19 protein-coding genes are annotated in these 25,235 nt (G+C 73.8%); 16 read left to right on the top strand and 3 right to left on the bottom strand.

All coding sequences use genetic code 11. The features are described 5' to 3' along the window. The first annotated feature begins 19 nt into the window (after positions 1-19). The 3 genes from CP968_RS08140 to CP968_RS08150 all read left to right on the top strand — a co-directional run bounded on the left by CP968_RS08140 (position 20) and on the right by CP968_RS08150 (position 4,235). A complete protein-coding gene (locus tag CP968_RS08140) occupies positions 20-1,321 on the top strand; it encodes an MbnB/TglH/ChrH family RiPP precursor modification enzyme (RefSeq protein ID WP_150521806.1) in 1,302 nt (433 codons plus the stop codon). Next, positions 1,318-2,343 (top strand): TIGR04222 domain-containing membrane protein, encoded by a 1,026-nt coding sequence (locus CP968_RS08145; RefSeq protein ID WP_229886187.1) that lies wholly within the window; start codon positions 1,318-1,320, stop codon positions 2,341-2,343. Before CP968_RS08140 ends, CP968_RS08145 begins: the two co-directional genes overlap by 4 nt. 176 nt (positions 2,344-2,519) lie before the next feature. After that, the gene (locus CP968_RS08150) at positions 2,520-4,235 is read left to right on the top strand and encodes an alpha/beta fold hydrolase (RefSeq protein WP_229886185.1); all 1,716 of its coding nucleotides are present in this window, start codon (positions 2,520-2,522) and stop codon (positions 4,233-4,235) included. 100 nt (positions 4,236-4,335) lie between these two features. Here CP968_RS08150 and hemQ read toward each other — a convergent pair whose 3' ends face one another. Continuing rightward, entirely contained in the window at positions 4,336-5,049 is a 714-nt protein-coding gene (gene hemQ, locus CP968_RS08155) for a hydrogen peroxide-dependent heme synthase (RefSeq protein WP_150517356.1), read from the bottom strand. 23 nt (positions 5,050-5,072) lie between these two features. Continuing rightward, positions 5,073-6,545, bottom strand: coding sequence for a protoporphyrinogen oxidase (hemG, locus tag CP968_RS08160; protein ID WP_150517357.1), 1,473 nt, complete (start codon positions 6,543-6,545; stop codon positions 5,073-5,075). A gap of 169 nt (positions 6,546-6,714) precedes the next feature. Here hemG and CP968_RS08165 point away from each other — a divergent pair, with 169 nt between their 5' ends. Then, entirely contained in the window at positions 6,715-7,698 is a 984-nt protein-coding gene (locus tag CP968_RS08165) for a DUF4349 domain-containing protein (protein WP_150517358.1), read from the top strand. Between the two features lie 67 nt (positions 7,699-7,765). Next, a complete protein-coding gene (locus CP968_RS08170; RefSeq protein WP_150517359.1) occupies positions 7,766-9,148 on the top strand; it encodes an FAD-dependent oxidoreductase in 1,383 nt (460 codons plus the stop codon). Between the two features lie 104 nt (positions 9,149-9,252). Here CP968_RS08170 and hemE read toward each other — a convergent pair whose 3' ends face one another. After that, a complete protein-coding gene (gene hemE / locus CP968_RS08175; RefSeq protein WP_150517360.1) occupies positions 9,253-10,317 on the bottom strand; it encodes a uroporphyrinogen decarboxylase in 1,065 nt (354 codons plus the stop codon). 91 nt (positions 10,318-10,408) lie between these two features. Between hemE and CP968_RS08180 the strand changes: the two genes are divergently transcribed. The 11 genes from CP968_RS08180 (at position 10,409) to CP968_RS08230 (ending at position 25,228) form a co-directional block, all read left to right on the top strand. Further along, positions 10,409-11,065, top strand: a complete 657-nt coding sequence (locus CP968_RS08180) for a DUF3000 domain-containing protein (protein WP_150517361.1) — start codon at positions 10,409-10,411, stop codon at positions 11,063-11,065. Between the two features lie 286 nt (positions 11,066-11,351). Then, positions 11,352-12,014: a helix-turn-helix transcriptional regulator gene (locus CP968_RS08185; RefSeq protein ID WP_150517362.1), complete on the top strand. Its 663-nt coding sequence runs from the start codon at positions 11,352-11,354 to the stop codon at positions 12,012-12,014. 124 nt (positions 12,015-12,138) lie between these two features. Further along, positions 12,139-13,419 (top strand): ribonuclease D, encoded by a 1,281-nt coding sequence (locus CP968_RS08190; protein ID WP_150517363.1) that lies wholly within the window; start codon positions 12,139-12,141, stop codon positions 13,417-13,419. A gap of 244 nt (positions 13,420-13,663) precedes the next feature. Next, a complete protein-coding gene (locus CP968_RS08195; RefSeq protein WP_150517364.1) occupies positions 13,664-14,890 on the top strand; it encodes a thiolase family protein in 1,227 nt (408 codons plus the stop codon). Beyond that, positions 14,887-17,016 (top strand): 3-hydroxyacyl-CoA dehydrogenase NAD-binding domain-containing protein, encoded by a 2,130-nt coding sequence (locus CP968_RS08200; RefSeq protein ID WP_150517365.1) that lies wholly within the window; start codon positions 14,887-14,889, stop codon positions 17,014-17,016. The genes CP968_RS08195 and CP968_RS08200 overlap by 4 nt, the downstream gene beginning before the upstream one ends. A 318-nt stretch (positions 17,017-17,334) precedes the next feature. After that, complete coding sequence (locus tag CP968_RS08205; RefSeq protein ID WP_150517366.1) at positions 17,335-18,237, top strand: phage baseplate protein; 903 nt, start codon at positions 17,335-17,337, stop codon at positions 18,235-18,237. A gap of 268 nt (positions 18,238-18,505) precedes the next feature. Next, entirely contained in the window at positions 18,506-20,428 is a 1,923-nt protein-coding gene (locus CP968_RS08210) for a hypothetical protein (RefSeq protein ID WP_229886182.1), read from the top strand. Positions 20,429-20,482: 54 nt separating this feature from the next. Beyond that, positions 20,483-21,988, top strand: coding sequence for a bifunctional cytidylyltransferase/SDR family oxidoreductase (locus CP968_RS08215; RefSeq protein ID WP_150517368.1), 1,506 nt, complete (start codon positions 20,483-20,485; stop codon positions 21,986-21,988). Positions 21,989-21,990: 2 nt separating this feature from the next. Further along, positions 21,991-22,797, top strand: a complete 807-nt coding sequence (locus tag CP968_RS08220) for a rhamnogalacturonan acetylesterase (protein WP_150517369.1) — start codon at positions 21,991-21,993, stop codon at positions 22,795-22,797. A 12-nt stretch (positions 22,798-22,809) separates the two neighbouring features. Next, positions 22,810-23,616: an Ig-like domain-containing protein gene (locus tag CP968_RS08225; protein WP_150517370.1), complete on the top strand. Its 807-nt coding sequence runs from the start codon at positions 22,810-22,812 to the stop codon at positions 23,614-23,616. A gap of 13 nt (positions 23,617-23,629) precedes the next feature. Further along, positions 23,630-25,228: a glycosyltransferase gene (locus CP968_RS08230; protein ID WP_150517371.1), complete on the top strand. Its 1,599-nt coding sequence runs from the start codon at positions 23,630-23,632 to the stop codon at positions 25,226-25,228. Positions 25,229-25,235: the final 7 nt, after the last annotated feature.

The raw sequence follows: 25,235 nt of genomic DNA on the forward strand, positions 1-25,235 counted from the left end.
GGCGGGGGACATGGAGCCCATGGCACGCCTGGGGACGGGCATCGGCTGGCGCCCGGAGATCGCGGAGGCCGTCGGGCGGCTGCCCGGGCTGGACTGGGTCGAGGTGGTGGCCGAGAACATCTGCCCGGGCCATCTCCCCGCCGAGCTGCTGCGGTTGCGCGAGCGCGGCGTACGGGTCGTGCCGCACGGGGTCTCGCTCGGCCTCGGTGGCGCCGACCGGCCCGATCCGGCGAAGCTGGCGGCGCTGGGCGAGCGGGCGCTGGCGCTGGGGTCGCCGCTGGTCAGCGAGCACATCGCCTTCGTCCGCACCACCTCCCCCGCGCTGGAGGCGGGTCACCTGCTGCCGGTGCCGCGCACCCGCGACGCGCTGGACGTGCTGTGCGAGAACGTGCGCATCGCGCAGGACGCGCTGCCCGTGCCGCTGGCGCTGGAGAACATCGCCGCACTGATCTCGTGGCCGGGCGAGGAGCTGACGGAGGGGCAGTTCCTGACGGAGCTGGTCGAGCGGACCGGCGTACGGCTGCTCGTCGACGTGGCCAACCTGCACACCAACCGGGTCAACCGGGGCGAGGACCCGGCGGCCGTGCTCGACGCGGTCCCGCTGGAGGCGCTGGCGTACGTGCACGTCGCGGGCGGTGTGGAACGCGACGGCGTCTGGCACGACACCCACGCGCACCCCGTGCCGCCGGTGGTGCTCGACCTGCTGGCCGCGCTGCGCTCGCGGGTGGACCCGCCCGGCGTCCTGCTGGAACGGGACGACGACTTCCCGCCGGAGGCGGAGCTCGCGGGCGAGCTGACGGCCATCCGCACGGCCCTGACGCCCACCGGCCGACCGACCGACCGCCGACCGACCGCCGCACCGGCCCCGGTGCGCCCGGCGGACGGCGGGCTGCCCGCCGCCGCGGTCGGGGAGGAGGTGCGCACCCGGCTGGGGATCGGGCAGGCCGCCGTGCTGTCGGCCCTGGTCGCCGGGACCCCCGTCCCCGAGGGCTTCGACCGGCGGCGGATGGCCGTGCAGGCCCGCGCCCTGGTCGCCAAGCGGGCCGGGGTGGTGGCCAGGACGGCCCCCGAACTGCCCGGCATCCTGGGCGGCCCGGCCCCGTACCGCGCGGCGTTCGCCGCGTACGCCAAGGGGCGCCCGATGGCCTCCGGGTACCGCCGGGACGCGCTGGCCTTCGCCGAGCACCTGCTGGTCCGGGACCTGCCGGCCGACCCGGCCGCCCGCCGCCGGCTCACCGCGTGGTGGCGGGAGCGGGCCGGGGCGCGCCCGCTCCGCGGTCCCCTGCGCCGGCTCCGCGCCCTGCTGGGGAGGGCCGCGTGAACCTCCTCGCCCTCGCCGTCTGGGTCGGCGTCCTCACCTCCTGCGTGCTGCTCGGGGCCGGCGTGCGCCGCAGCCGCCGCCCGGTGGGCGCGGGTGCGGGCGGCGGCGTCCACGATCTGTCCGAGGCCGCGTTCCTGTCGGGCGGGCCCGGCGGGATGGTGGACACCGCGCTGGTCGCCCTGCTGGGCGACGGCCGGCTGGCCGTCGGCGGTCCCGGGATCGTGCACGTACGGCCCGGGGCGCGGGCGGCCGGCCCCGCCGAGCGGGCCGTGCTCCAGGCGTACGGCGCGGCCCCGTCCGGCTGGCTCTACCAGGTGCGGTACGCCGCCATGCTGGACCCGGCCGTGCAGCGGACCGGTGACGCACTGGCCGCGCGCGGCCTGCTCGCCCCGCCCGGCGCCGGGCGGACCTGGCGGCGGTGGGGTCTGGCCCAGATCGTGGTGTGCGTGCTCCTGGTGCTGCTGTCGCTGCCCGTCAGTTTCTTCGCGTACCTGGTGCGGCCCGGCCCCCAGGTGCCGTTCGCCGTGGAGGTGCTGCCCGTCCTGGTGCTCGGGATCGTCGCCGGCCGGGTGTGCGCGACCCGGGCCCGCAACCGGCTGACCCCGGCCGGGGCGCGGGAGCTGCGCCGGGTGCGCGCCGCGTACCCGGGCGAGCAGGGTCCGTACGTGCAGACGGCGCTGTTCGGGCCGCGCGGCCTGCGCGACCCGTACCTGCGCGAGCAGTTGACGGCCGCCGCGCGCAGCACCCGGCTGGCCGCGGCGCAGGCCCGCGCGCGCGGGACGCGGGGCGGGCGCGCCTCCTCCGCCTCGGACTCCGTCCACGGAGCCGCCGCCGTCGGGCTCGTCCCGGTGTTCTGGTGCGCGGGCAGCGACGGGGGCGGGGGCGGATCGGGCTGCGGTTCGGGCAGTTGCGCCTCGGGCTCGAACTGCGGCTCCTCGGGCGGCGGGTGCGGCGGCTCCGGCGGGTCGAGCTGCTCCGGGGGCTCCGGCTGCGGCGGGTCCGGCTGCGGGTCGTCGGGGTAGGGCTGCGGCCGTGCGGCGCGGGCGGGTGGTGGCGGCCGGGCACGGCGGCGGGGTACGGCAACCGGGGGCGGATCGCGCGGCAACGGGGCCACGGGGGCCGACACCGGCCGATGATCCTTTACAGCGGCCCGGTCCCGGCATCTGATCGGACCTTCGGACCAGTCGAAGGGACCGCCGTGCGCACGACGCCCGCCACCCGCACCTCCCGCCCGGTGCCGCTGGCGCGCGCGGCCCTCGCGGTGGCGCTCTGTCTCGCCCCGTGCGCGCCGGGCGTCGCCCGCGCCGCGACCCGCGACGTCCCGGCGCCCGCCACCGCCGCGGCGGAGTCGGCCGCGGACGCCGGTGCCGAACGCGCCGCCCGCCGCGCGGCCGGGGCCGCCGCCGCACCTGGACGGGACGGGGACCGGCTCCGCTTCGGGCCGTGCCCCGCCGTCGAGCGGCTGCCCGACCCCGTCGAGTGCGCGACGCTGCGCGTCCCGCTCGACTACGCCCGCCCCGGCGGCCCGCTGATCCCCCTCACCGTCAGCCGGGCCCGCGCCACCGGCGCCCGCGGCGCCGCCCGGCAGGGCGCCCTGGTCCACAACCCCGGCGGCCCCGGCGCCTCCGGCATGTACTTCCCGCTCGTCGCCGGGCTGGCCGGCTGGGAGCGGATCTCCGCCGCGTACGACCTCGTCGGCTACGCCCCGCGCGGCGTCGGCCGCTCCGCCCCGCTGTCCTGCCAGGACCCCGCGGTGCGCGCCCAGGGCCCCACCCAGGTGCCGGTGCGGCCCTCCGCCGCGTACAAGCGGCAGCGCGTCGAGGCGGCCCGGGCCTACGGCCGGGGGTGCGCGGAGCGGGCCGGGGCCGCCCTCGCCCAGTACACGACCCTGAACAACGTCCGCGACCTGCACGTGCTGCGGGCCGCGCTCGGCGAGCGGAAGCTGAACTTCCTGGGCTCCTCGTACGGCACGTACCTCGGCGCGGTCTACGCCGCCCGCCATCCCGACCGGGTCCGGCGGATGGTCCTGGACTCGGCGGTCGACCCCGACCCGGGCCGCGTCTGGTACCGCGACAACCTCGCCCAGGGGCCCGCCTTCGAGCGGCGCTGGTACGACTTCCGCTCCTGGACGGCCCGCCACCACGACGTCTACGGCCTCGGCGCCACCCCCGAGGCCGTGGGCGCGAGTTACGAGCGCGTCCGCGCCGCCGTGGCCCGTACGCCGGCGGGCGGCGTCGTCGGGACGGGCGAACTCCAGGCCGCCTACCTCCAGGCCGCCTACTACGACGACGTGTGGCCGGAGCGGGCCGCGGCCCTCGCCGCGTTCCTGCGCGGCGACCCGGACCCGCTGGCCGGCCAGGCGGCCCCGGACCCGGCTGCGGCGCCCGCGGCGGAGGCGGAGAACGCGGCGGCGGTCTACACGGCGGTGCTGTGCAACGACGCGCCCTGGCCCGCCGACTGGGAGACCTGGGACCGCGACACCACCGAACTGGCCCGCACGGCCCCCTTCGAGGCCTGGGCCAACACGTTCCTGAACCTGCCGTGCGCGTACTGGCCGGTGCGCGACCGGCAGCGCCCCGACCCCGTGGGGCCCCCGCCGGCGGCGGGGCCCCGGCTGCCCCGGACGCTCGTCGTGGCGGCGGAACGCGACGGGGCCACTCCGTACCGGGGGGCGCTGGAGCTCCAGCGGCGCCTGGGCGGCGAGGCCGCGCTGGTCACGGAGGAGGGGTCCGGCAGCCACGGGGTGGTCGGGGGGCGCAACGCGTGCGTGGACCGCCATGTGGAGCGGTACCTGCTGAAGGGTGACACCTCGGGGTGGCGTGTCACGTGTGCGCCGCATCCGGAGCCCGCACCGGTGTCGCTGGACGACCGGGCGGCGCGTGCCCGTGGGGCACTGCCGCCGCCGGTGGTCTGAACTTCCGGGCGGGGGCTCCGGCTGCGTCGATTCGGGGGCTGGGCCTCCCGATCACCGGAGGAAGCGGTCGGTCCTCCGGTCCGTCCCCCCAGGGGAGGTATCAGGCGAGCCCGGCCACCAGATCGGCGACGGACTTGCGGCGCCCGGTGTAGAAGGGCACCTCTTCACGGACGTGCATGCGGGCCTCGGAGGCGCGCAGGTGACGCATGAGGTCGACGATGCGGTACAGCTCGTCGGCCTCGAAGGCCAGCATCCACTCGTAGTCGCCGAGCGAGAAGGAGGCGACGGTGTTGGCGCGGACGTCCGGGTAGCCGCGGGCCATCATGCCGTGGTCCTTGAGCATGCGGCGACGGTCCTCGTCGGGCAGCAGGTACCAGTCGTAGCTGCGCACGAACGGGTACACGCTGACGTAGTCGCGCGGGTTCTCGTCGGCCAGGAAGGCCGGGATGTGAGACTTGTTGAACTCGGCCGGGCGGTGCAGGGCCATGTTCGACCACACCGGCTCCAGCGCGCGGCCCAGCCGGGTGCGGCGGAAGAGGTTGTACGCGCTCTGCAGCTCGTCCGAGGTCTCCGCGTGCCACCAGATCATGACGTCCGCGTCGGCGCGCAGGCCGGAGACGTCGTAGGTGCCGCGGACGGTGATGTCCTTGGCGGCCAGCTGGTCGAACAGCTCCTGGACCTCGTCGGCGTAGCCGGTGCGGTCCTCGGGCAGGACGTCCTTCAGCTTGAAGACGGACCACAGGGTGTAGCGGATGACCTCGTTGAGGTCCTTCGCCTTCTTCCCCGCGTTGGGAATCTTCTCTGGTGCAGTCATGCGTCCATTGTCCCGTGTGCTGATCAGTGGTCCGAGCCAGGGGTGCCGATCGCGGCGGTCACCGCGTCCGCGGCCAGGCCCGCGCTCGCGATGCACGCCGGGATGCCGACCCCGTCGTAGAGCGCGCCGCACACCGCGAGCCCGGGCAGGGCCGCGACGGAGGCGCGGATGCGGGCCACCCGGTCCAGGTGGCCCACCGGGTACTGGGGCAGGCCGGCGTCCCAGCGCGTGACGGCCCGGGCGACCGGGCGGGCGGCGAGGCCCACGGCCTCGCCGAGGTCGGCGAGCGAGACGTCGACGAGGTCGGCGTCGTCACGGCCCAGGTCCTTCTCGTCCCCGTGCCGGCCCACGGAGGTGCGCAGCAGGAACAGGTCCGGATCGGCGCCCGCCCAGGCCCACTTGTTGCTGGAGAAGGTGGAGGCCTTGATCGTACGGCCGTCCACGGGCGGGACCAGGAAGCCGCTGGCACCGCCCCCGGTGACGGAGGCGGGCAGGTCCGCGGTGCGGAAGGCCATGGTGACCAGGGCCATCGAGGCGTAGGAGACCCCGTCGAGCTCGGCGGCGGCGGCCGGTGCGAGCGCGGCGAGCAGCCGCGCGGCCGGTCCGGCCGGGGTGGCCAGGATCACCCCGTCGGCGTCGATGGCCTCGCCGCCGGCCACGACGCGCCATCCTCCGGCGGCCGTACGGACGAGCTCGCGGGCGGGGGTGTCGAGCAGGATGCGCGCTCCGGCGGCGCGGCAGGCGTCGGCGACGGCGGCCGGGAGCCGGCCGATCCCGCCGTCGATGCCGGCGAAGACGGGGCCGGCCGCCTGCGGCTGCCGGGCGGCGCGGCGCTGCACGTCCCGTACGGCGTCGCCGAGCAGGGCGTGCGTACGGGCGGCCGCGAAGAGCTGGGGGACGGCGGCGCGCAGGGAGATGCGGTAGGCGTCGCCCGCGTAGACGCCGCCGAGCAGCGGTTCCACCAGCCGGTCGACGACCTCGTGGCCGAGCCGGGCGGCGACGAACGCGCCGACGGCCACGTCCTCGCCGATCTCGGCGGGCGGCAGGTCGCGTTCGGCCCCGATGCGGGCCAGGCCCTCCGGGGAGAGGACGCCGGAGGCGGCGAGCGGGGCCGGGTCGCCGGGGACGCCCATGACGTGGCCGCGCGGCATGGGCCGCAGCGCGCCCCGGGTCCAGAGGTGGGCGGTGGCGGTGGCGGGGGGTTGGAGGGCGTCGCCGAGGCCGACGGCCCGGGCGAGGCCGACGGCTTCGGGGCGGCGGGCGAGGACGGATTCGGCGCCGAGGTCGACGGGGGCTCCGGCGAGCTCGCCGGAGCGCAGTTTGCCGCCGAGCCGGGGGCCGGCCTCCAGCAGGGTGACGCGGACCCCGTCGGCGAGCAGCCGGTGGGCCGCCGCGAGGCCGGCGATGCCGCCGCCGATGACGACGACGTGGCCGTGGGGGGCGGCGGGGGCTCCGGGGCCGCCCGGCCGGTCCGTACGCGTGTCCGCTTCGTGCATGGGCACATCGTCTCAGACCGCCCGCCGAGGCCGGACCGTGACCGCATCGAGGCCGGGCCGGAACCGGGAGGGCGAAACCCGGGCGGGGGTCGCGCACGTCGAAACGGCGACAGTCGGAGCGGCGGGCGCCGAAGGGCGCCCGCCGCCGTGCACCGGGGGGTTCACCACCATGCTCAGCTCACGCGGACACCGTCCGGCGGCCGCCCTGGCCGCCCTCGCCCTGGCCGGGGCGCTCGCGCTCACCGGATGTTCGGCCGGCGCCGACTCCAAGGCCGACAGCGGGCCGGCCGCAGCCGACCGGGGGGCCGCAGCGCCGCGGGAGGGTGCGGCGGCCCCCGGCGCGCCGACGGCCGGCCCGGCCGCGCCGGGAGCGGCCGGCGCCCCGGGCGGGCAGCCGCCGGTGGCCGTCCGCCCGCACGTGATCCGCACCGCGACGCTCGCCGTGGAGACGGAGCGGCCGCAGCAGGCCCTGGCGGCGGCCCGTACGGCCGCCGAGGGGGCGGGCGGGTACGTGGGCGACGAGTCCACCGAGCGCGGCAAGGACGGACGGCTGACCTCCACGCTGACCCTCCGGGTGCCGGGCGAGCGGTTCGACGCGGTGATCGGCTCGCTGGAGGGCGGCGGGAAGCTCCTGAGGCGCAAGGTCGAGGCGCGGGACGTGACGGAGAAGGTCGCGGACGTCGACAGCCGGGTCACCTCGCAGCGGGCCAGCGTGGTGCGGGTGCGGGAGATGATGGACCGCGCCTCGGCGCTGGCCGACGTGGTCATGCTGGAGGGCGAACTGAGCCGCCGCCAGGCCGACCTGGAGTCGCTGCAGGCCCAGCAGAACGCGCTGAAGGACCAGACGGCACTGGGCACGATCGCCCTCTCCGTCGTGGAACCGGCCGCGCGGGCGGAGCGGGCCGACGCGCCCGGGTTCTCCGATGCGCTGGGCTCCGGCTGGAGGGTGTTCACCGCGCTCGTGCGCTACCTGGTGCTCGCGGTGGCGGCCGTCCTGCCGTTCGCGCTGGCCGCGGCGCTGGTGGTGGCGGCCCACCGCCTCCACCGCAGGCTGCGGCCCGCGAAGCCGCGCACCGGGCCCGCCGCGCCTCCGGTGGCGGCCGGGCGGGCGGCGGCCGGCGGCGCCGGGGCGGGACCGGCCGAGGAGGGCTGAACGCGCTTTCGCCCGTAGCGTGTTCCCGGACGGCGGTGACGGACGAGGACGACGGACGGTGCGGACGATGGCGACGGAACGACTGGTGGTGGTCGGCGGGGACGCGGCGGGGATGTCCGCGGCGTCACAGGCCCGACGGCTCAAGGGCCCGGCGGAGCTGGAGATCGTCGCGTTCGAGCGCGGCCACTTCACCTCGTACTCGGCGTGCGGGATCCCGTACTGGGTCGGCGGCCTGGTGCCGGAGCGGGACGACCTGATCGCCCGTACGCCCGAGGAGCACCGGGCCCGCGGCATCGACCTGCGCACCCGCACCGAGGTGGTCGCGCTGGACGTGCCCGGACAGCGGGTCAGGTCCCGGGACCTGGACTCGGGGTCCGAGTCCTGGACCGGCTACGACCAGCTCGTCCTGGCCACCGGCGCCCGCCCGGTGCGGCCCCGGCTGCCCGGGATCGGCGCCCACGGGGTGCACGGCATCCAGACCCTGGACGACGGCCAGCGGCTGATGGACACGCTGGAGCGGACCGCGGGCCGCCGGGCCGTCGTCGTCGGCGCCGGCTACATCGGCGTGGAGATGGCCGAGGCGCTCGTCGGGCGCGGCTACGAGGTCACCGTCCTGCACCGGGGCGAGCAGCCGATGGCCACCCTGGACCCGGACATGGGCGGGCTGGTGCACCGGGCGATGAACGCGATGGGCATCGTGACCGTCTCCCGGGCCGAGGTGACGGAGGTGCTGACCGACGAGGAGGGCCGGGCGCGCGCGGTGGTCACTGCGGCCGGCGACACCTACCCGGCGGACGTGGTGGTGCTCGGTCTGGGCGTGGAGCCGCGCACGGCCCTGGCGCGGGCGGCGGGTCTGCCGCTCGGCCCGTCGGACGGGCTGCTGACGGACCTGTCGATGCGGGTGCGCGGGCACGCGAACATCTGGTCGGGCGGCGACTGCGTGGAGGTGCTGGACCTGGTGTCGGGCCGCACCCGGCACATCCCGCTGGGCACGCACGCCAACAAGCACGGCCAGGTCATCGGCTCGGGCGTGGGCGGCGGCTACGCGACCTTCCCCGGGGTGGTCGGCACGGCGGTGAGCAAGGTCTGCGAGCTGGAGATCGCCCGGACCGGGCTGCGCGAGAAGGACGCCCTGGACGTGGGGTTGCGCTTCGTGACCGCCACCATCACCTCCACCAACACGGCCGGCTACTACCCGGGCGCGGTGGAGATGACGGTGAAGATGCTGGCGGAGCGCCGCACCGGCCGGCTCCTCGGGGTCCAGATCGTCGGCGGCGAGGGCGCGGCCAAGCGGGTGGACGTCGCGGCGGTGGCCCTGACGGCGGGCATGACGGTCGACCGGATGGTCTCGCTGGACCTGGGCTACGCCCCGCCCTTCTCCCCGGTCTGGGACCCGGTCCTGGTCGCGGCCCGCAAGGCGGTCTCGGCGGTCCGCGCGGCGGGAGTCTGACCGGCCGCCGCGAAGGCCCCCGCCCGCCGGTACCGGAGGGCGGGGGCCGCCGGGCCTGAGGGCCGTCGGGCCCGGCGGCCCTCAGGCCGGGCGGACGGGCCGGGTCAGCGGGCCGTCCGGGTGTGGACGTGCTCCACCAGGCGGGTCAGCGCGTCGGGGTCCGTCGTGGGCAGGACGCCGTGGCCCAGGTTGAAGACGTGGCCCTCCAGGCCGGCGGCGGCGGCGAGGACCTCGTCGGTCTTGGCGGCGACGGCCTCGGGGGTCGAGAAGAGCACGGCGGGGTCCAGGTTGCCCTGGAGGGCCTTGCCCGGGCCCACGCGGCGCACGGCCTCGTCCATCGGGACGCGCCAGTCGACGCCCATGACGTCGGCGCCGGCCTCGCCCATCAGGCCGAGCAGCTCGCCGGTGCCCACGCCGAAGTGGATGCGCGGGACGCCGTACTCGGCGACGGCCTCGAAGACCTTCGCCGAGGCGGGCATCACCGAGCGGCGGTAGTCGGCGGGGGCCAGCGCGCCGACCCACGAGTCGAAGAGCTGGACGGCCGAGACGCCGGCCTCGATCTGGACCTTCAGGAAGGCCGCGGTGATCTCCGCGAGGCGGTCCAGCAGGTCGGCCCAGAGCTCGGGGTCCCCGTACATCAGGGCCTTGGTGTGCTCGTGGTTCTTGGAGGGGCCGCCCTCGACCAGGTAGCTCGCGAGGGTGAACGGCGCGCCCGCGAAGCCGATCAACGGCGTGGCGCCGAGTTCACCCGTGAGCATGCCGATCGCCTCGGTGACGTACGCGACGTCCTCGGGAGTGAGGTCGCGCAGCTGTGCGAGGTCCTCGCGGCGGCGGATCGGCTGGGCCACGACGGGGCCGATGCCGGGCTTGATGTCGAGGTCGATGCCGATGGCCTTCAGCGGGACCACGATGTCGGAGAAGAAGATCGCCGCGTCCACCTTGTGCCGGCGCACCGGCTGGAGGGTGATCTCGGTGACCAGGTCGGGCCGCATGCAGGACTCCAGCATCTGCGTGCCCTCGCGCAGCTTGCGGTACTCCGGCAGCGAGCGCCCCGCCTGCCGCATGAACCACACCGGCGTGTGCGGGACCGGCTCTCGCCGGCAGGCCTTCAGGAAGGCGGAATCGTACGTCTGACTCGGCTGGCCCGTGGGGCGGTGGTTGGCGCTCACGGCCCAAATCTTCGCACGTAAGGCGAAGTGCCCGACCCGGGGCGGGTGTCCCTGCGCCGTACGGGGGCCCGTTCCGCCTAGTCTTCCCCGCATGGCTGCGGCTCAGGGACGATTTTCAGATGGCGCTGACGGTGTGGACGGCGCGAAGGAGAGCCCGGTCCCGCTCCCGTTCCGGCGGGCGGTCGACGGCTTGAAGAAGGCGCGGCTGCGGTCGGGGATCGAGATCGACCCCACCAAGCCGCCGCAGAGGCTCGCACCGTACGCCTACGCACTGGAGGCCGCGGTCGTGGACGGCGAGGACGACCTCGCCGACGGCCGGCTCATCCTGCTCCACGACCCGGCCGGGCACGACGCCTGGCAGGGCACCTTCCGGCTGGTGACGCTGGTCCGGGCGGAGCTGGAGCCGGAGATGGCCGCGGACCCGCTCCTGCCCGAGGTGTGCTGGTCGTGGCTGACGGGGGCGCTGGACGCGCGGGGGCTCACGTACGGGGAGGCGAGCGGCACGGTGACCATGGCCGGCTCGCACTACTTCGGCGGGCTGTCCGAGCGCCGGCCGGCGACCCAGATCGAGATCCGGGCCTCGTGGACCCCCCGTGAGGGAGCGGGCGGGGTGCCCGACACCTCGGCGCACCTGGCGGCCTGGTGCGAGCTGCTGTGCCAGATCGCCGGCCTGCCGCCGGTCGGCCCGACGGACACGGCCACCGGCGTGGTCTCCCTGCCACAGCGCCGCGGCCCGCACCACCCGTAGCCCGGGCCGCGGGGCGGCGGCGCGGCGGTGCGCGCCGGCCGGCCGCCCCCTCGTACGGCCGATCGAAGCCCGCAACGGAGTGTCCGAACGGGTTGTCCCTTGTGGGCTTCTGATCACCCTATGATCGATCGTGCGTCCGAATTGCCCGAATTGTTACTCACCAAATCGTGATCATTCCCTAAAGCCGGGCGGGTGACGTGCCGAAGGAGTGAGTGACCACCCGCACCGTTCCCACCGGCTCCCTTCCCCCAGCCGGCCGTCCCCGCCACTCCCCCAGGAGGCCTAGGTGTCCGTTCTTCTCGAGCAGCCCGCAAGCCTGGTCGCCTACCGCCCGAACAAGCCGACGGCCATGGTCGTCGTGGCCGACCCGCGCGTCCGTTCCACCGTGACCCGCCATCTGTGGGCCCTCGGAGTACGCGACGTGATCGAGGCTTCGTCCATCGCGGAGGCCCGCCCCCGCGTCGGCAGCCCGCGCGACATCTGCGTGGCCGACGTCCACCTGCCCGACGGTTCCGGGCTCACCCTGCTGTCCGAGACCCGCGCCGCGGGCTGGCCCAACGGGCTGGCCCTGTCCGCCGCCGACGACATCGGCGCCGTCCGCAACGCCCTCGCGGGCGGAGTGAAGGGCTACGTCGTCACCGGCACGCGGACGAACATCGGGCTCCCCACCCGGCCCGGCGCCGCCCCCATCGGCGCCGCCGCCGCCCGCATGCACCGCCGCCCCCCGGGCGCCCCGAACCACCCGGGCGGCTACCGCGAGCTCTCCGGCCGCGAGGTCGAGGTCCTGCGCCTCGTCGCGGAGGGCCAGTCCAACAAGGCCATCGGCGTCTCGATGGGCCTGTCCGCCCTGACCGTCAAGTCCCACCTCGCCCGGATCGCCCGCAAGCTGGGCACCGGCGACCGGGCCGGGATGGTCGCCGTCGCACTGCGGACCGGGATCATCCACTGATCCCGCCCGGAGGAACCCGGGAGAACTCCGGGGGAACCCGGGGAGACGCCCGCACCCGCACCCCGCGCCCGTCGACGGAACGTTCCGGCGACGGGCGCGTCGCATCCACCGATACCCTTGACCGGTGACCGACGCCCAAGAGACCGCAGCAGACCTGCGCACCACCACCGGGGGCGGCCCCCCGGACGACGAAGCTCCGTCCGACGGGCCGCCGATCCCCCTGCTCGAACCCCGCGAGGGCATTCCGCCGGTGGTCGCCGACGCGGCGTCCCTCGCCCGGGTGGTCGCGGCGTTCGCCGCGGGTACCGGACCCGTCGCCGTGGACGCCGAGCGCGCCTCCGGATACCGCTACGGACAGCGCGCCTACCTGGTGCAGCTGCGCCGGGAGGGCGCCGGCTCCGCACTGATCGACCCGGTGGGCTGCCCCGACCTCTCCTCCCTGGGCGAGGCCCTGGCCGACGCCGAGTGGATCCTGCACGCCGCCAGCCAGGACCTGCCCTGCCTGCGCGACATAGGCATGCGGCCGACCTCCCTCTTCGACACCGAGCTGGCCGGCCGGCTCGCCGGTTTCCCCCGGGTCGGCCTCGGCGCGATGGTCGAGAGCGTGCTCGGCTACGCGCTGGAGAAGGGCCACTCCGCCGTCGACTGGTCCACCCGCCCGCTCCCGGAGCCGTGGCTGCGCTACGCCGCGCTCGACGTCGAGCTGCTGGTGGACCTGCGGGACGCGCTGGAGAAGGAGCTGGACCGGCAGGGCAAGCTCGACTGGGCCCACCAGGAGTTCGACGCCATCGCCGCCGCTCCCCCGGCCCCGCCGCGCAAGGACCCGTGGCGCCGAACGTCCGGCATGCACAAGGTGCGCCGGCGCCGGCAGATGGCCGTCGTACGGGAGCTGTGGGAGTCGCGCGACCGGGTCGCGCAGCGGCGCGACGTCTCCCCGGGCAAGGTGCTGGGCGACGCCGCGATCGTGGAGGCCGCGCTCGCGCTGCCGGCGAACGTGCACGCCCTGTCCGCCCTGCCCGGCTACGGACAGCGCATGGGCCGGCGCCAGTTGGAGCAGTGGATGGCCGCCGTGGACCGGGCCAAGGCCCTGCCCGAGAGCGAGCTGCCGCAGCCCGGCGCCACCCCGGCCGGCCCGCCCCCGCCGCGCTCCTGGGCCGACAAGGACCCGGCCGCCGCGGCCCGGCTGTCGGCGGCCCGTACCGCCGTGTCGACGCTGGCGGAGGGACTGAACCTGCCCCAGGAGAACCTGATCGCCCCGGACACCGTGCGCCGGCTGTGCTGGGAGCCGCCGCAGCGGATCGACGCGGACACCGTCGCCGCGGCCCTCGCGGGACACGGCGCCCGTCCGTGGCAGGTCGAGCAGGTGACCCCGGCGCTCGTCACGGCCCTCGCCGCGACCGCCTGACCGCGCTCCCCTCCTCCCCTCCGCTCCGTTCCCCTCCGCGAAGCCCCCGGCCGCCGGCCGGGGGCTTCGTCACGCGGTCACGACACCCCGACCCTTTCGAGTGTGACCTTCACCGCTCCTCCCGCAGGGGGTGTGCACACGGGTTACCCGCAAGTAGCATGAACCGGGTGAGCGCGCGCTCAGCGGCACCCGCCGGGCGCGCTCCCGCGCAGCAGTGCACACCCGCACCTGGAGGAGAGCCAACGTGCCTCGTACCGTCAGGGACGTCGTCTTCGTCGACGGCGTCCGCACCCCGTTCGGCAAGGCGGGCCCGAAGGGCATCTACCACGAGACCCGCGCCGACGACCTCGTCGTGAAGGCGATCCGGGAGCTGCTGCGCCGCAACCCGGACCTGGACCCCGCGAAGATCGACGAGGTCGCCATCGCCGCGACCACGCAGATCGGCGACCAGGGCCTCACGCTGGGCCGTACGGCCGGCATCCTCGCGGGCCTCCCGCAGTCGGTGCCGGGCTACTCGATCGACCGCATGTGCGCCGGCGCGCTGACCGCCGTGACCGCCGTCGCGGGCGGCGTGGCCTTCGGTGCGTACGACGTCGCCCTCGCCGGCGGCGTCGAGCACATGGGCCGCCACCCCATGGGCGAGGGCGTGGACCCGAACCCGCGGTTCGTCTCCGAGAAGATGGTCGACGAGTCCGCCCTGTTCATGGGCATGACCGCGGAGAACCTGCACGACCGCTACCCGGCGATCACCAAGCTCCGCGCCGACGAGTACGCCGTGCGCTCGCAGGAGAAGGCCGCCAAGGCGTACGCCGACGGCAAGATCCAGCAGGACCTGGTCCCGATCTCGGTGCGCAACACCAACGCGGAGGTCGGTGAGACGGGCTGGGGCCTGGTCACCTCCGACGAGCCGATGCGCCCGGGCACCACGCTGGAGAACCTGGCCGGCCTGAAGACCCCGTTCCGTACGCACGGCCGGGTCACCGCGGGCAACGCCGCCGGTCTCAACGACGGTGCCACCGCCGCGATCATCGCCTCCGAGGACTTCGCCCGGGAGAACAACCTCCCGGTCAAGATGCGCCTGGTCGCGTACTCCTTCGCGGGCGTGGAGCCGGAGGTCATGGGCTACGGCCCGATCCCGGCGACCGAGAAGGCGCTCGCGCAGGCCGGTCTGACCATCGACGACATCGGCCTGTTCGAGATCAACGAGGCCTTCGCCGTGCAGGTGCTGGCCTTCCTGGAGCACTACGGCATCGCCGACGACGACGCCCGCGTCAACCAGTACGGCGGCGCCATCGCCTTCGGCCACCCCCTCGCCTCCTCCGGCGTGCGCCTGATGACGCAGCTGGCCCGGCAGTTCGAGGAGCAGCCGCACGTCCGCTACGGCCTGACCACCATGTGCGTCGGCTTCGGCATGGGCGCCACGGTCGTCTGGGAGAACCCGCACTTCAACGCCGAGGGAGACTCCAAGTGAGCACCACCGCTGAGCTCCTGAAGGGCGCGGCCGAGCTGTTCCCGGACGAGGTCGTCACGCAGGCGCACGTCCGCCACCTCGACCTGCCGTTCGGCGCCGGGCGCTTCGCGCTCGTCACGCTGGACAACGGGCTGGACCACACCAAGCCGACCACGTTCGGCCCGCAGTCCCTCGCCAACCTGAACGCGGCGGTCGACCAGGTCGAGCAGGAGGCCCTCGCGGGCTCCATCGTCGGCGCGGGCATCACCGGCAAGCCGTTCATCTTCGCGGTCGGCGCCGACCTCAAGGGCGTCGAGCTGCTGAAGAAGCACGACGAGGCGCTCGCCATCGGCAAGGGCGGCCACGACGTCTTCAAGCGGCTGTCGGCCCTGACCGTCCCGACCTTCGCGTACTACAACGGCGCGGCGATGGGCGGCGGTGTCGAGGTCGGCCTGCACTGCACCTACCGCACCGTCTCCAAGGCCATCCCGGCCTTCTCGCTGCCCGAGGTCTTCCTCGGCCTGGTCCCGGGCTGGGGCGGCTGCGCGCTGCTGCCGAACCTGATCGGCGCGGACCGCGCGGTCTCGGTCATCATCGAGAACTCGCTGAACCAGAACCGCCAGCTGCGCGGCAAGCAGGTCTTCGACCTGGGCATCGCGGACGCCCTGTTCGAGGGCGCCGACTTCCTGGAGCAGTCGCTGCTCTGGACGGCGAACGTCCTGAACGGCGCCACCGAGGTCGTCCGGGCCGACGTGGACCGGGGCGCGGCCTGGGACGCGGCGGTCGCGCGCGGCCGCGCCATCGCGGACTCCAAGGTGCACGGCGCGGCCCCGGCCGCCTACCGCGCGCTGGAGATCATCGAGGCGGCCAAGGACGGCGACCTGCAGAAGGGCTTCGACGCCGAGGACGCGGCCCTGGCCGACCTCATCATGGGCGGCGAACTGCGCTCCGGCATCTACGCGTTCAACCTGGTCCAGAAGCGCGCCAAGCGCCCGGCCGGCGCCCCGGACAAGAACCTGGCGCGCCCGGTCACCAAGGTCGGCGTGGTCGGCGCGGGCCTGATGGCCTCGCAGCTGGCGCTGCTCTTCCTGCGCCGCCTGGAGGTGCCGGTGGTCCTCACCGACATCGACCAGGAGCGCGTGGACAAGGGTGTGGGCTACGTCCACGCCGAGATCCGCAAGCTGCTCGACAAGGGCCGCATCAACCGGGACAAGGCCAACCGCCTGACCGCCCTGGTGACGGGCGTCCTGGACAAGGCCGAGGGCTTCGCGGACGCGGACTTCATCATCGAGGCCGTGTTCGAGGAGATGTCCGTCAAGCAGAAGGTGTTCGCGGAGGTCGAGGCGGTCGCCCCGGCGCACGCGATCCTCGCCACCAACACCTCCTCGCTGTCGGTCTCGGAGATGGCCTCGAAGCTCGAACACCCCGAGCGCGTGGTCGGCTTCCACTTCTTCAACCCGGTCGCGATCCTCCCGCTGCTGGAGATCGTCCGCGGCGAGCGGACCGACGACGCCTCGCTGGCCACGGCCTTCGGCGTGGCGCGCAAGCTGAAGAAGACCGCGGTCCTCACCAAGGACGCCCCGGCGTTCGTGGTCAACCGCATCCTGACCCGCTTCATGGGCGAGATCCAGAACGTCATCGACGAGGGCACCCCGGTGGCCACCGCGGAGAAGGCCATCGAGCCGCTCGGCCTGCCGATGTCCCCGCTGGTGCTGCTGGAGCTCGTGGGCCCGGCGATCGGCCTGCACGTCTCCGAGACCCTGAACCGCGCCTTCCCGGAGCGCTTCACCGTCTCGCCGAACCTCAAGCGCGTGGTCGAGGCCGGCAAGCGCGGCTTCTACGTCTACGACTCCGGCGCGCCGGAGCTGGACCCCGAGGTCGCCGCGCTGCTGGTCCAGGGCGACAGCGTCCTGACCGAGGAGCAGGTCCGCGACCGCGTCCTGGACGCGGTGGCGCAGGAGATCGGCCTGATGCTGGAGGAGGGTGTCGTGGCCGAGGCCCAGGACATCGACCTCTGCCTCATCACGGGCGCCGGCTGGCCCTTCCACTTGGGCGGCGTCACGCCGTACCTGGACCGCGAGGGCGTCTCGGAGCGCGTGAACGGCAAGAAGTTCCTCGCCCCGGGCCTGGCGAGCGTGCCGGCCTGAGTGACGCGGGTCCGGCCGGTTCTGGCCTGACATACCGTTGCACAACGGTGCGAATGCCCCCGGGCGTCCGTCCCCCCACCGGGGGGCGGGCGCCCGTCGCCGTACGGTGAAGGTGCTGGCCAGGGGCTGACGCGGGGGCCGGTCGGGCCGGATGACAGAATGCCGGACATGGCGGACAACCAGACAGCGGTCAGCCGGCGGACCCTCCTGTTCGCCGGCGGCGCCGTGACCGCCGGACTCACCGCGGGCGGCCTCGCCTGGGCACGGGACGCACGACGGCCCGCGGAGCCGACGGAACCGGAGGCCACACCGCCGCTGGTGGGCGCGTTCGACCTCCGTTCGGGCGCCGAGCTGCTGGAGCCGACGGGGCTCTTCAACACCACGGGTCCGCAGTCGTTCGCCTTCGACGACACGAACGCCCTGATCTACACGCTCCAGACGCTCCAGAGCGGCATCCGCCTCTCCGACGAGGACGAGCCGGTGAGCGCCGGCGACCGCAAGAGCGCCGGCGACATGTGTCTGACCCGGCTGACCGCCGCCGGGAAGGTGACCGGGCACATGTATCTGCGCGGTTTCGGACACGGCATTTCGTTCGGCGTCGAACCGGTGGGCAAGCGCACGTTCCTGTGGGTGGAGGGGAAGGCCGATCCGAAGAACGGGTACGGCCGCTCCGTGGCCCGCACCCCCTTCAAGGACGGTGCGATCCTGGACAGCACGGACCCGGCGGTCGCCCACTTCGACCCGCTGCCGGGCGCCTCCGACCTCGCACCCTCGCTCGATCTGGCAGGGGGGCGCGTCCTGGTCAGCCACGAGAAGGGCCGCGAACACCGATTCGCCGTATACCCAATGACGGATTTCCTTGCCGGACGCCGGGATTCCCCGCAGGTGGTGAATGCCGGAGAACAGGTCAAGGAAGAGGAATGGTTCCAGGGCTGCGCCTTGCACGGCGACTTCGTCTACGTACTGACCGGCAACCCGTACACGGATAAAAAGGGCAAGAATCCGCGGAAGTCGGGCGGGAACACCTATATTTCGGCGATCGACGTCCGCACCGGAAAGCCCCAGGGGCGTCGGCGCGTGACCGTCGCCCCGGACCTCCCCTACCGGGAGCCGGAGGGCATGGCCGTCAGCATGGCGGGGGGCCGGCCCGCCCTGTGCATCGGATTCTCGGTGAAAACCGAAGATCGCCGGGAACTGACGCTGTATCGCTTCACCGGTTGAACGGGCGTCAACGATTCGAGCGGCCCGCACCTTTGACCGCCGTAGGCTCCGTGACCTTTGCGTGACCCTTACCGCAGGCCCGTCTCAACCATTGGCCTACGGTTCACCTGGAGTTCTCCGGGTGTCCATAAGGCTGCTTATACTACTCCGACACTTCACGAGATTCTCAAACCTCCACGGGGGAGGCACCGCCACCATGGGCTCCAAGCGACGCCAGGCCGCTCTTGGCATCTTGATCACCGCTGGGCTCATTCTCAGCTTCGTCGGCATGCTGGCGGCCGTAGCCCTCGCCTCACTCCCGATGTTCGCGTACTGCGCGGCCGGCAGCTACGCCTGCGACCTGCTCCTGCACAACACCGAGTCGACGACGCTGGAACGGCTGCGCGACTCGCGCTTCGGCCTCACCATGCGCTTCCTCATCAGGCAGTTCCTGCTGCTCGGGCTGTGCGGGGCCATCTCCGACATCGAGTCCTTCGTGGCCCAGATGACCACCATCGGGCTGCTCCTGCTGTTCATCCTGCAACTGGCGTACGGAGCGCTCCTCAAGCACGTCCGCAAGATGCGCAACGAGCTGCCGTTCACCACCCGCGGGCTGGACCTGGAGGCACTCGGCATCCGCCGCATGCCGCACCCGTTCCTGGTCGACAAGCACGTCCGCAAGACCCTCCACCTGGACGTCCCCCTGATGGCCGGCGCCCTCGCCACCATCGCGACCGACAACTGGCGCTGGGTCACGTACGGCATGATCGCGACCGTCTTCCTGGCCTACCTCTCCCTGCTGGTGCTGGTGCCCGACGCGCGCAACGCGCTCAAACTGCCCACCAACGACGAGGCCATCGACGAACTGAACCACCAGTTGGCCCTGTACCGGCCGCAGGTGGCGCTCTACTTCACCTTCGCCGCCATCTCCAAAGACTTCATGTACCAGGTGAACATGTGGCTGGAGGCCCTGGAGGAGCTGGACCTGCGGCCCATCATCGTGCTGCGCGAGCGGGCCACCCTGCGCCACCTGGACGCGACGCCCATCCCCGTCATCTGCGTCCCCAAGGCCGACAACCTCGCCCGGATCGAGATGCCCGAGCTGCGCGTCGCCCTCTACCCCGGCAACGCGGGCAAGAACGTGCACATGCTCCAGCGCGCCGAGGTCAAGCACGTCTTCATCGGCCACGGCGACAGCGACAAGCTCGCCAGCAGCAACCGCGTCAGCAAGGTGTTCGACGAGATCTGGGTGGCCGGCCGGGCCGGCCGCGACCGCTACGAGCGCATCAAGCACGCCGTCACGCACAACCAGATCGTCGAGGTCGGCAGGCCCCAGCTGATGCCGCTCCAGCGGTGGTCGGGGAAGGTCGCGGGCCCGCTGCCGACCGTCATCTACGCCCCCACGTGGGAGGGCTGGACCGACGACGCCTGCTACACCTCGGTCATCCCGGCCGGCGAGAAGCTCATCCAGGCCCTGCTCGACCACGAGCAGGAGATCCGGATCATCTACAAGCCGCACCCGCTCACCGGCTCGCGCTCCGCCCAGGCCGCCGCCGCGCACCGCCGCGTCATCACCCTCCTCCAGGAGGACAACGCCCGGCGCTTCGGCCGCAACGCCACCGACTCCAAGGCGGCCGCCAGGAAGCTGGCCCGCATCGACCAGCGCATCGCCGCCCTCTCCGAGCGCGGTGTCCGCTCCAAGTACCCCGACCTCACCGAGGAGGAGCGGACCGCCCGCATCCGGCGCAGCCGCAACCAGGCCGCCACCCTGTACTGGAACGCGATGCCGGATTCCGCGCACCACGTGGTGACCGAGCGCATCCCCGCCCTGTACGACTGCTTCAACCAGTCCGACCTGCTCATCGGCGACATGTCGAGCGTCGTGTCCGACTTCGTCGCGACGCTCAAGCCGTACGCCATCTTCAACCTGGACGGGCTTCCCGACGACCAGTTCCGCAACGAGCAGCGCACCGCCTACGCCTCGTACCTGCTGGACACCGAGTGCAACGGCCTGAGCACCGCCATCGAGGCGATGCTCCACCCGGACGAAGACGTCATGACGCCCTACCGGGAGCAGCTCAAGGAGTACCTCCTCGGCCAGGAGTACCCGCCCTCCGGGGTTCGCTTCAACGCGGCGGCCAACAACCTGTACCGGCGGGGACTGCTCGACTTCCCCGTGGAGTACCCGGACGACGCGCACCTGCCCGCGTAGCCGGATCTCCACAGTCGGCTCTCGCCCCATCCCCATGCCAGGAAGAAGGAGACCTTGTCCTCCAGCTCCACCCCGCGCCGCACGATCGCCGTCGTCCTCGCCGGAGGCACCGGCCAGCGCATCGGCCTAGAGATACCCAAGCAGCTGCTGAAGATCGCCGGGAAGCCGATCCTCGAACACACCCTGCACGTGTTCGAGAACGCGCCCGACGTCGACGAGGTCATCCTCCTGATGACCCCCGCCTACGTGGACGAGGCCCAGCGCATCGTGGACCGCGCGGGCCTGGGCAAGGTGACCCGGGTGCTGGCCGGCGGCTCGGACCGCAGCGAGACCACCCGCATCGCCATCCGCGCGGCGGCCGGGGACCTGGGGCCCGGCGAGGACTGCAACCTCCTCTTCCACGACGCGGTCCGCCCGCTGCTGTCGCAGCGCGTGGTCAAGGAGTGCGTCGAGGCCCTGGAGAACTACCAGGCCGTCGACGTGGCCATCCCGTCCTCCGACACCGTCATCGTCACCCGGACCCACGGCGACGACGGCGAGTTCATCACGGAGGTGCCCGACCGCTCCCGGCTGCGCCGCGGCCAGACCCCGCAGGGCTTCCGGCTCTCCACCATCCGCGCCGCCTACGAGCGGGCCGAGCACGACCCGTCCTTCCAGGCCACCGACGACTGCTCCGTCGTGGTCCGGTACCTGCCGGACGTCCCCGTGCACGTGGTGCGGGGCGACGAGTACAACATGAAGGTCACGCAGCCCGTCGACGTCTTCATCGCCGACAAGCTCTTCCAGCTCGCCTCGCACACCGCGCCCGCCCAGGCCGGCGAGGCCGCGTACCGCGAGCAGCTGGCCGGGCGGACCGTCCTCGTCTTCGGCGGCTCCTACGGCATCGGTGCCGACATCGCCCGCATCGCCGAGAACTTCGGGGCCCGCGTCTACGCCCTCGGCCGCTCCACGACCGGCACCCACGTCGAGAACCTCGACCACGTGGAGGAGGCGCTGGCCCGCGCCTACGCCGAGACCGGCCGCATCGACTACGTGGTGAACACCGCGGGCGTGCTGCGCGTCGGCCGCCTCGACGAGACGGACAACGACACCATCCGCGAGGCGCTGGAGGTCAACTACCTCGCGCCGGTGAACATCGCCCGGGCCTCGTACAAGTACCTGAGCGAGACCCGCGGACAGCTGCTGCTGTTCACCTCCAGCAGCTACACGCGAGGCCGCGCCGACTACAGCCTCTACTCCTCCACCAAGGCCGCCATGGTCAACCTGACGCAGGCCCTCGCCGACGAATGGGCCGGCGACCGCATCCGCGTCAACTGCGTGAACCCCGAGCGGACCGCCACCCCGATGCGGACGAAGGCCTTCGGGCAGGAGCCGTCCGGATCCCTGCTGAGCTCCGAGTCGGTGGCCCTCAGCTCCCTGGACGTCCTGCTCTCCGAGATGACGGGCCACGTCATCGACGTGCGCAAGCAGGACCCGACCTCCTCCCCCGCGCAGCGGTCGGCGTTCGAAGCGGCTCTGGAGTCGGTGCTGACCCAGACCGCGGAGGAGCAAGAGGTCTAGGCATGACGTACGCACCCGGGCAACAGCAGGGCCGGCGCCACAGGATCTTCGTGGCCGGCGGCTCCAACGCGGTCGACCGCCCGTACAGCTTCCTGCCGATGGCGGGCTGGACGCAGGCGCTGCCGCTCTTCCTCACCGACGCGGTCGAGGTGGTCAACTGCGCCCGCGCCCGCGCCAGCTCGAAGAGCTTCCGCGAGCGCGGCCGGCTCCAGTGGATCCTGGACACCATGGAGCCGGGCGACTACCTGCTGTTCGGCTTCGGCCAGACGGACTGGAAGCCCGACCCCGGGCTGCACACCGAGCCGTTCTCCACCTTCCTGGAGCACATGGCCGCGTACGTGCACGGCGCGCGCGAGCGGCAGGGCCACCCGGTGATCCTGCTGCCGTACGAGCGGCGCCGCATCGACGCCCACGGGAACGTGGCCCGGTTCCTGGGCGACTACCCGCTCGCGGCCCGGCAGCTGGCCGAGGAGGAGCACGTCCCGGTCGTCGACCTGTACGGGCAGAGCCTGCAGTGGTGGGAGGAGCTCGGGCCGGAGGCGTCCAAGCGCGTCTTCACCTACCTGCGGCCGGGCGAACCCCTCCAGCGCGACGTCCAGGACGGGGACAACGTCCACCTGCGGGCGGAGGGCGCGATCGAGTGCGCCCGCTTCATCGCCCGCAGCATGCTGGAGCAGGGCGTCATCCCGTCCCACTGGGGCCGGGACCTCGACCGCCGCACCTTCTCGTACGACGAGATGGGATGGCTGGACGAGGAGACCTTCGCCCACCGCACCAAGTCCCGTGTGTCCATGTCCCCCGGTAGTTGAGGAGTACGGCACGTGAACCTCCTGTGCCGGGGCCGGGCCCTCGGCGACGACCCCTCGCTGGGCGCCGTCTACGCGGCCCTCTACAGCTCCGCCGACCCTCGGGGCGGCGTCGTCCCCGGAGAGGCGTTCCAGCTCGGCCTGTCCGTGGCGCCCGACCAGGGGGCGCCGCGCGGCTGCGCCTACCTCCTGGAGGCGTCGCTGAAGGACACCGTCGAGATCGTGGCCCTCCAGGGGCTGGAGTACTTCCCGCGGCAGCGCTGGTTCCGGGTGCGGGCCGACGCGGGGGAGAACGCCACGGGCATCCTGCACGTCCGGCTCCTCGCCGAGGTCACCGCGCCCGTGCTGCGTCCGCAGATCGTCGTGGGCGTCCCGGACGCGACCGGGCTCAGGCTCGTGCGCACGGGCAAGCTCTCCGACGGGGCACTGCGGCTGCGGCCGCCGGGCGCCCGGGGCCTGCGCGTCCAGACCGAGCCGGGGCGGCCGGGCACCGTGAACGTCCTGTCCGCGGCTCCGGCCGGCAGCACGGCCGTCTCCCTGACGCAGCCGCGCAACGGGGACGCCCAGCTGTCGTACGACGGCTGGGCCACCTACACCCCCGCCCCCGGCTTCACCGGGTACGACCGGTTCACGTACGTCGTCGGGACCCCGGACGCGCAGCAGCTGACCTCGCACGTGAACGTCTTCGTGGGCTCGACGGCGCACGCCCCCGGCCTGTTCCCGCAGCAGCCGACGGACGTCGCCTTCCGGCCCTGGCAGTGGCCCGAGCTCAGCGGGGAGATGCCCTGGCCCCGGCCGGGGCGGCCCGCGCCGAACCGATGAGGATCAACGCATCATGAACACAGCAGTCGTGCACGCCGCCTCCATCAGGGACGTGACGGTCGCGCTGCGGGTCTGCAACCAGGCCGCGCTCCTCGACGCCGCCCTCGACGCGCTCGCCGCGCAGACCATCGGCACCGACCGGCTCGACGTCATCGCCGTGGACGACGGTTCGACCGACGCGAGCGGCGAGCTGCTGGCCCGCGCGGCGCAGCGGTACGCGGGCTTCCTGCGCGTCGGGCGGGTCGCGCACGGGCTGAGCCCGGCCGCCGCCCGCAACTGGGCGCTGAGCCAGGCCGCCGGACGCTACGTCATCTTCCTGGAGGCGTCGGACCGGCTGGCTCCGGACGCCCTGGCCCGCATGGTCGCGGCGGCCGACACCAACGAGGCCGACGTGGTGCTCGGCAAGCCGGAGGGCGGGGACCGGCAGGCGGCCGCCGTCTTCCGCAAGAACCTGTCCCACACGGACGTGTACTCCTCGCGCGCCTACTGGTCGCTGTCGCCGGACAAGCTGTTCCGCACCGGCATGCTCCAGCGGCGGGCGCTGGCCTTCCCCACCGACATGCCGGTCGGCGACGACCAGGCCTTCACCGCCGCCGCGTTGATCGCGGCGGACAACGTGTCGGTGGTCGGCGACCGCACCTGCGTGTTCAGGGGACCCGCGCCGGCCGGCGCGGCGAACCTGCCGGACCGGGTCGCGCTGGTCTCCCGGATGCTGGCCCTGGTCAGCGCCCAGCTCCCGGAGGGCGCGCGCCGCGACCGGCTGCACTCCCGGCACTTGGAGGTCGAGTTGGGCCGGGCGACGGCCGAGGCGCTGCTGACGCAGGACGTGGACCCGGCGGAGCGCGAACGGGCGCTGTGGGGGGCGGTGGAGATCCTGCGGACCCAGGTGGCGCCGGGAGCGCTGGCGCTGCTGCCGCGCATGCTGGCGGTGCGGTTCGCGCTGCTGTCGCTGGGGCACGCCGCCGAGGCGCAGTCGATCGCCGCCTTCGAGGCGGACAAGGACCGGCCGGCCGTCCGCAAGACCGTCGAGGACGGCAGGGTGTACACGACGCTGCCCTTCTTCCGCGATCCCCGGGTCGTCCTGCCGGACGCACTGTTCGACATCACGGCCGACATGACGGTCACTCACCAGTTGCAGCGGGTGGCCTGGGACGGGTCGATGCTGCTCCTGGACGGCTTCGCGTTCTTCGAGCAGTTGTCGACGAAGGACCGGGCCACGCGCGTGGTGATGCGGGAGCGGGCGAGCGGCGCGGAGCAGAGCTTCTCCGTGACCGCCCGCCGCGACGACACGCTGACCAACGCCAAGGGCAACACCCGGGCGATGGGCCGCTTCTCGACCCGGGTGAACCTGGCCCAGACCGCCGACGGCCGGCCGTTCCCGCCGGGCGTCTGGGACCTGTACCTGTCGGTCTCCTTCGAGGGCGTGACGCAGGAGGTGCGGCTCGGCCGGCGCCGGGCGGACGGGCTCGACACGACGGCCCGGCAGCCGGTCACGGTCGCGCCGGCGCCGGACGCACCCTCCATGGAGCTCGTGGCCACGCCCTACTACACGGCCGCCGGGGACCTCAGCCTGGAGATCTCGCAGCGCAGCCCGCTGCCCGTACGGGGCTGACGCGGAC

It is taken from the genome of Streptomyces subrutilus (assembly GCF_008704535.1).
GTDB lineage: Bacteria > Actinomycetota > Actinomycetes > Streptomycetales > Streptomycetaceae > Streptomyces > Streptomyces subrutilus.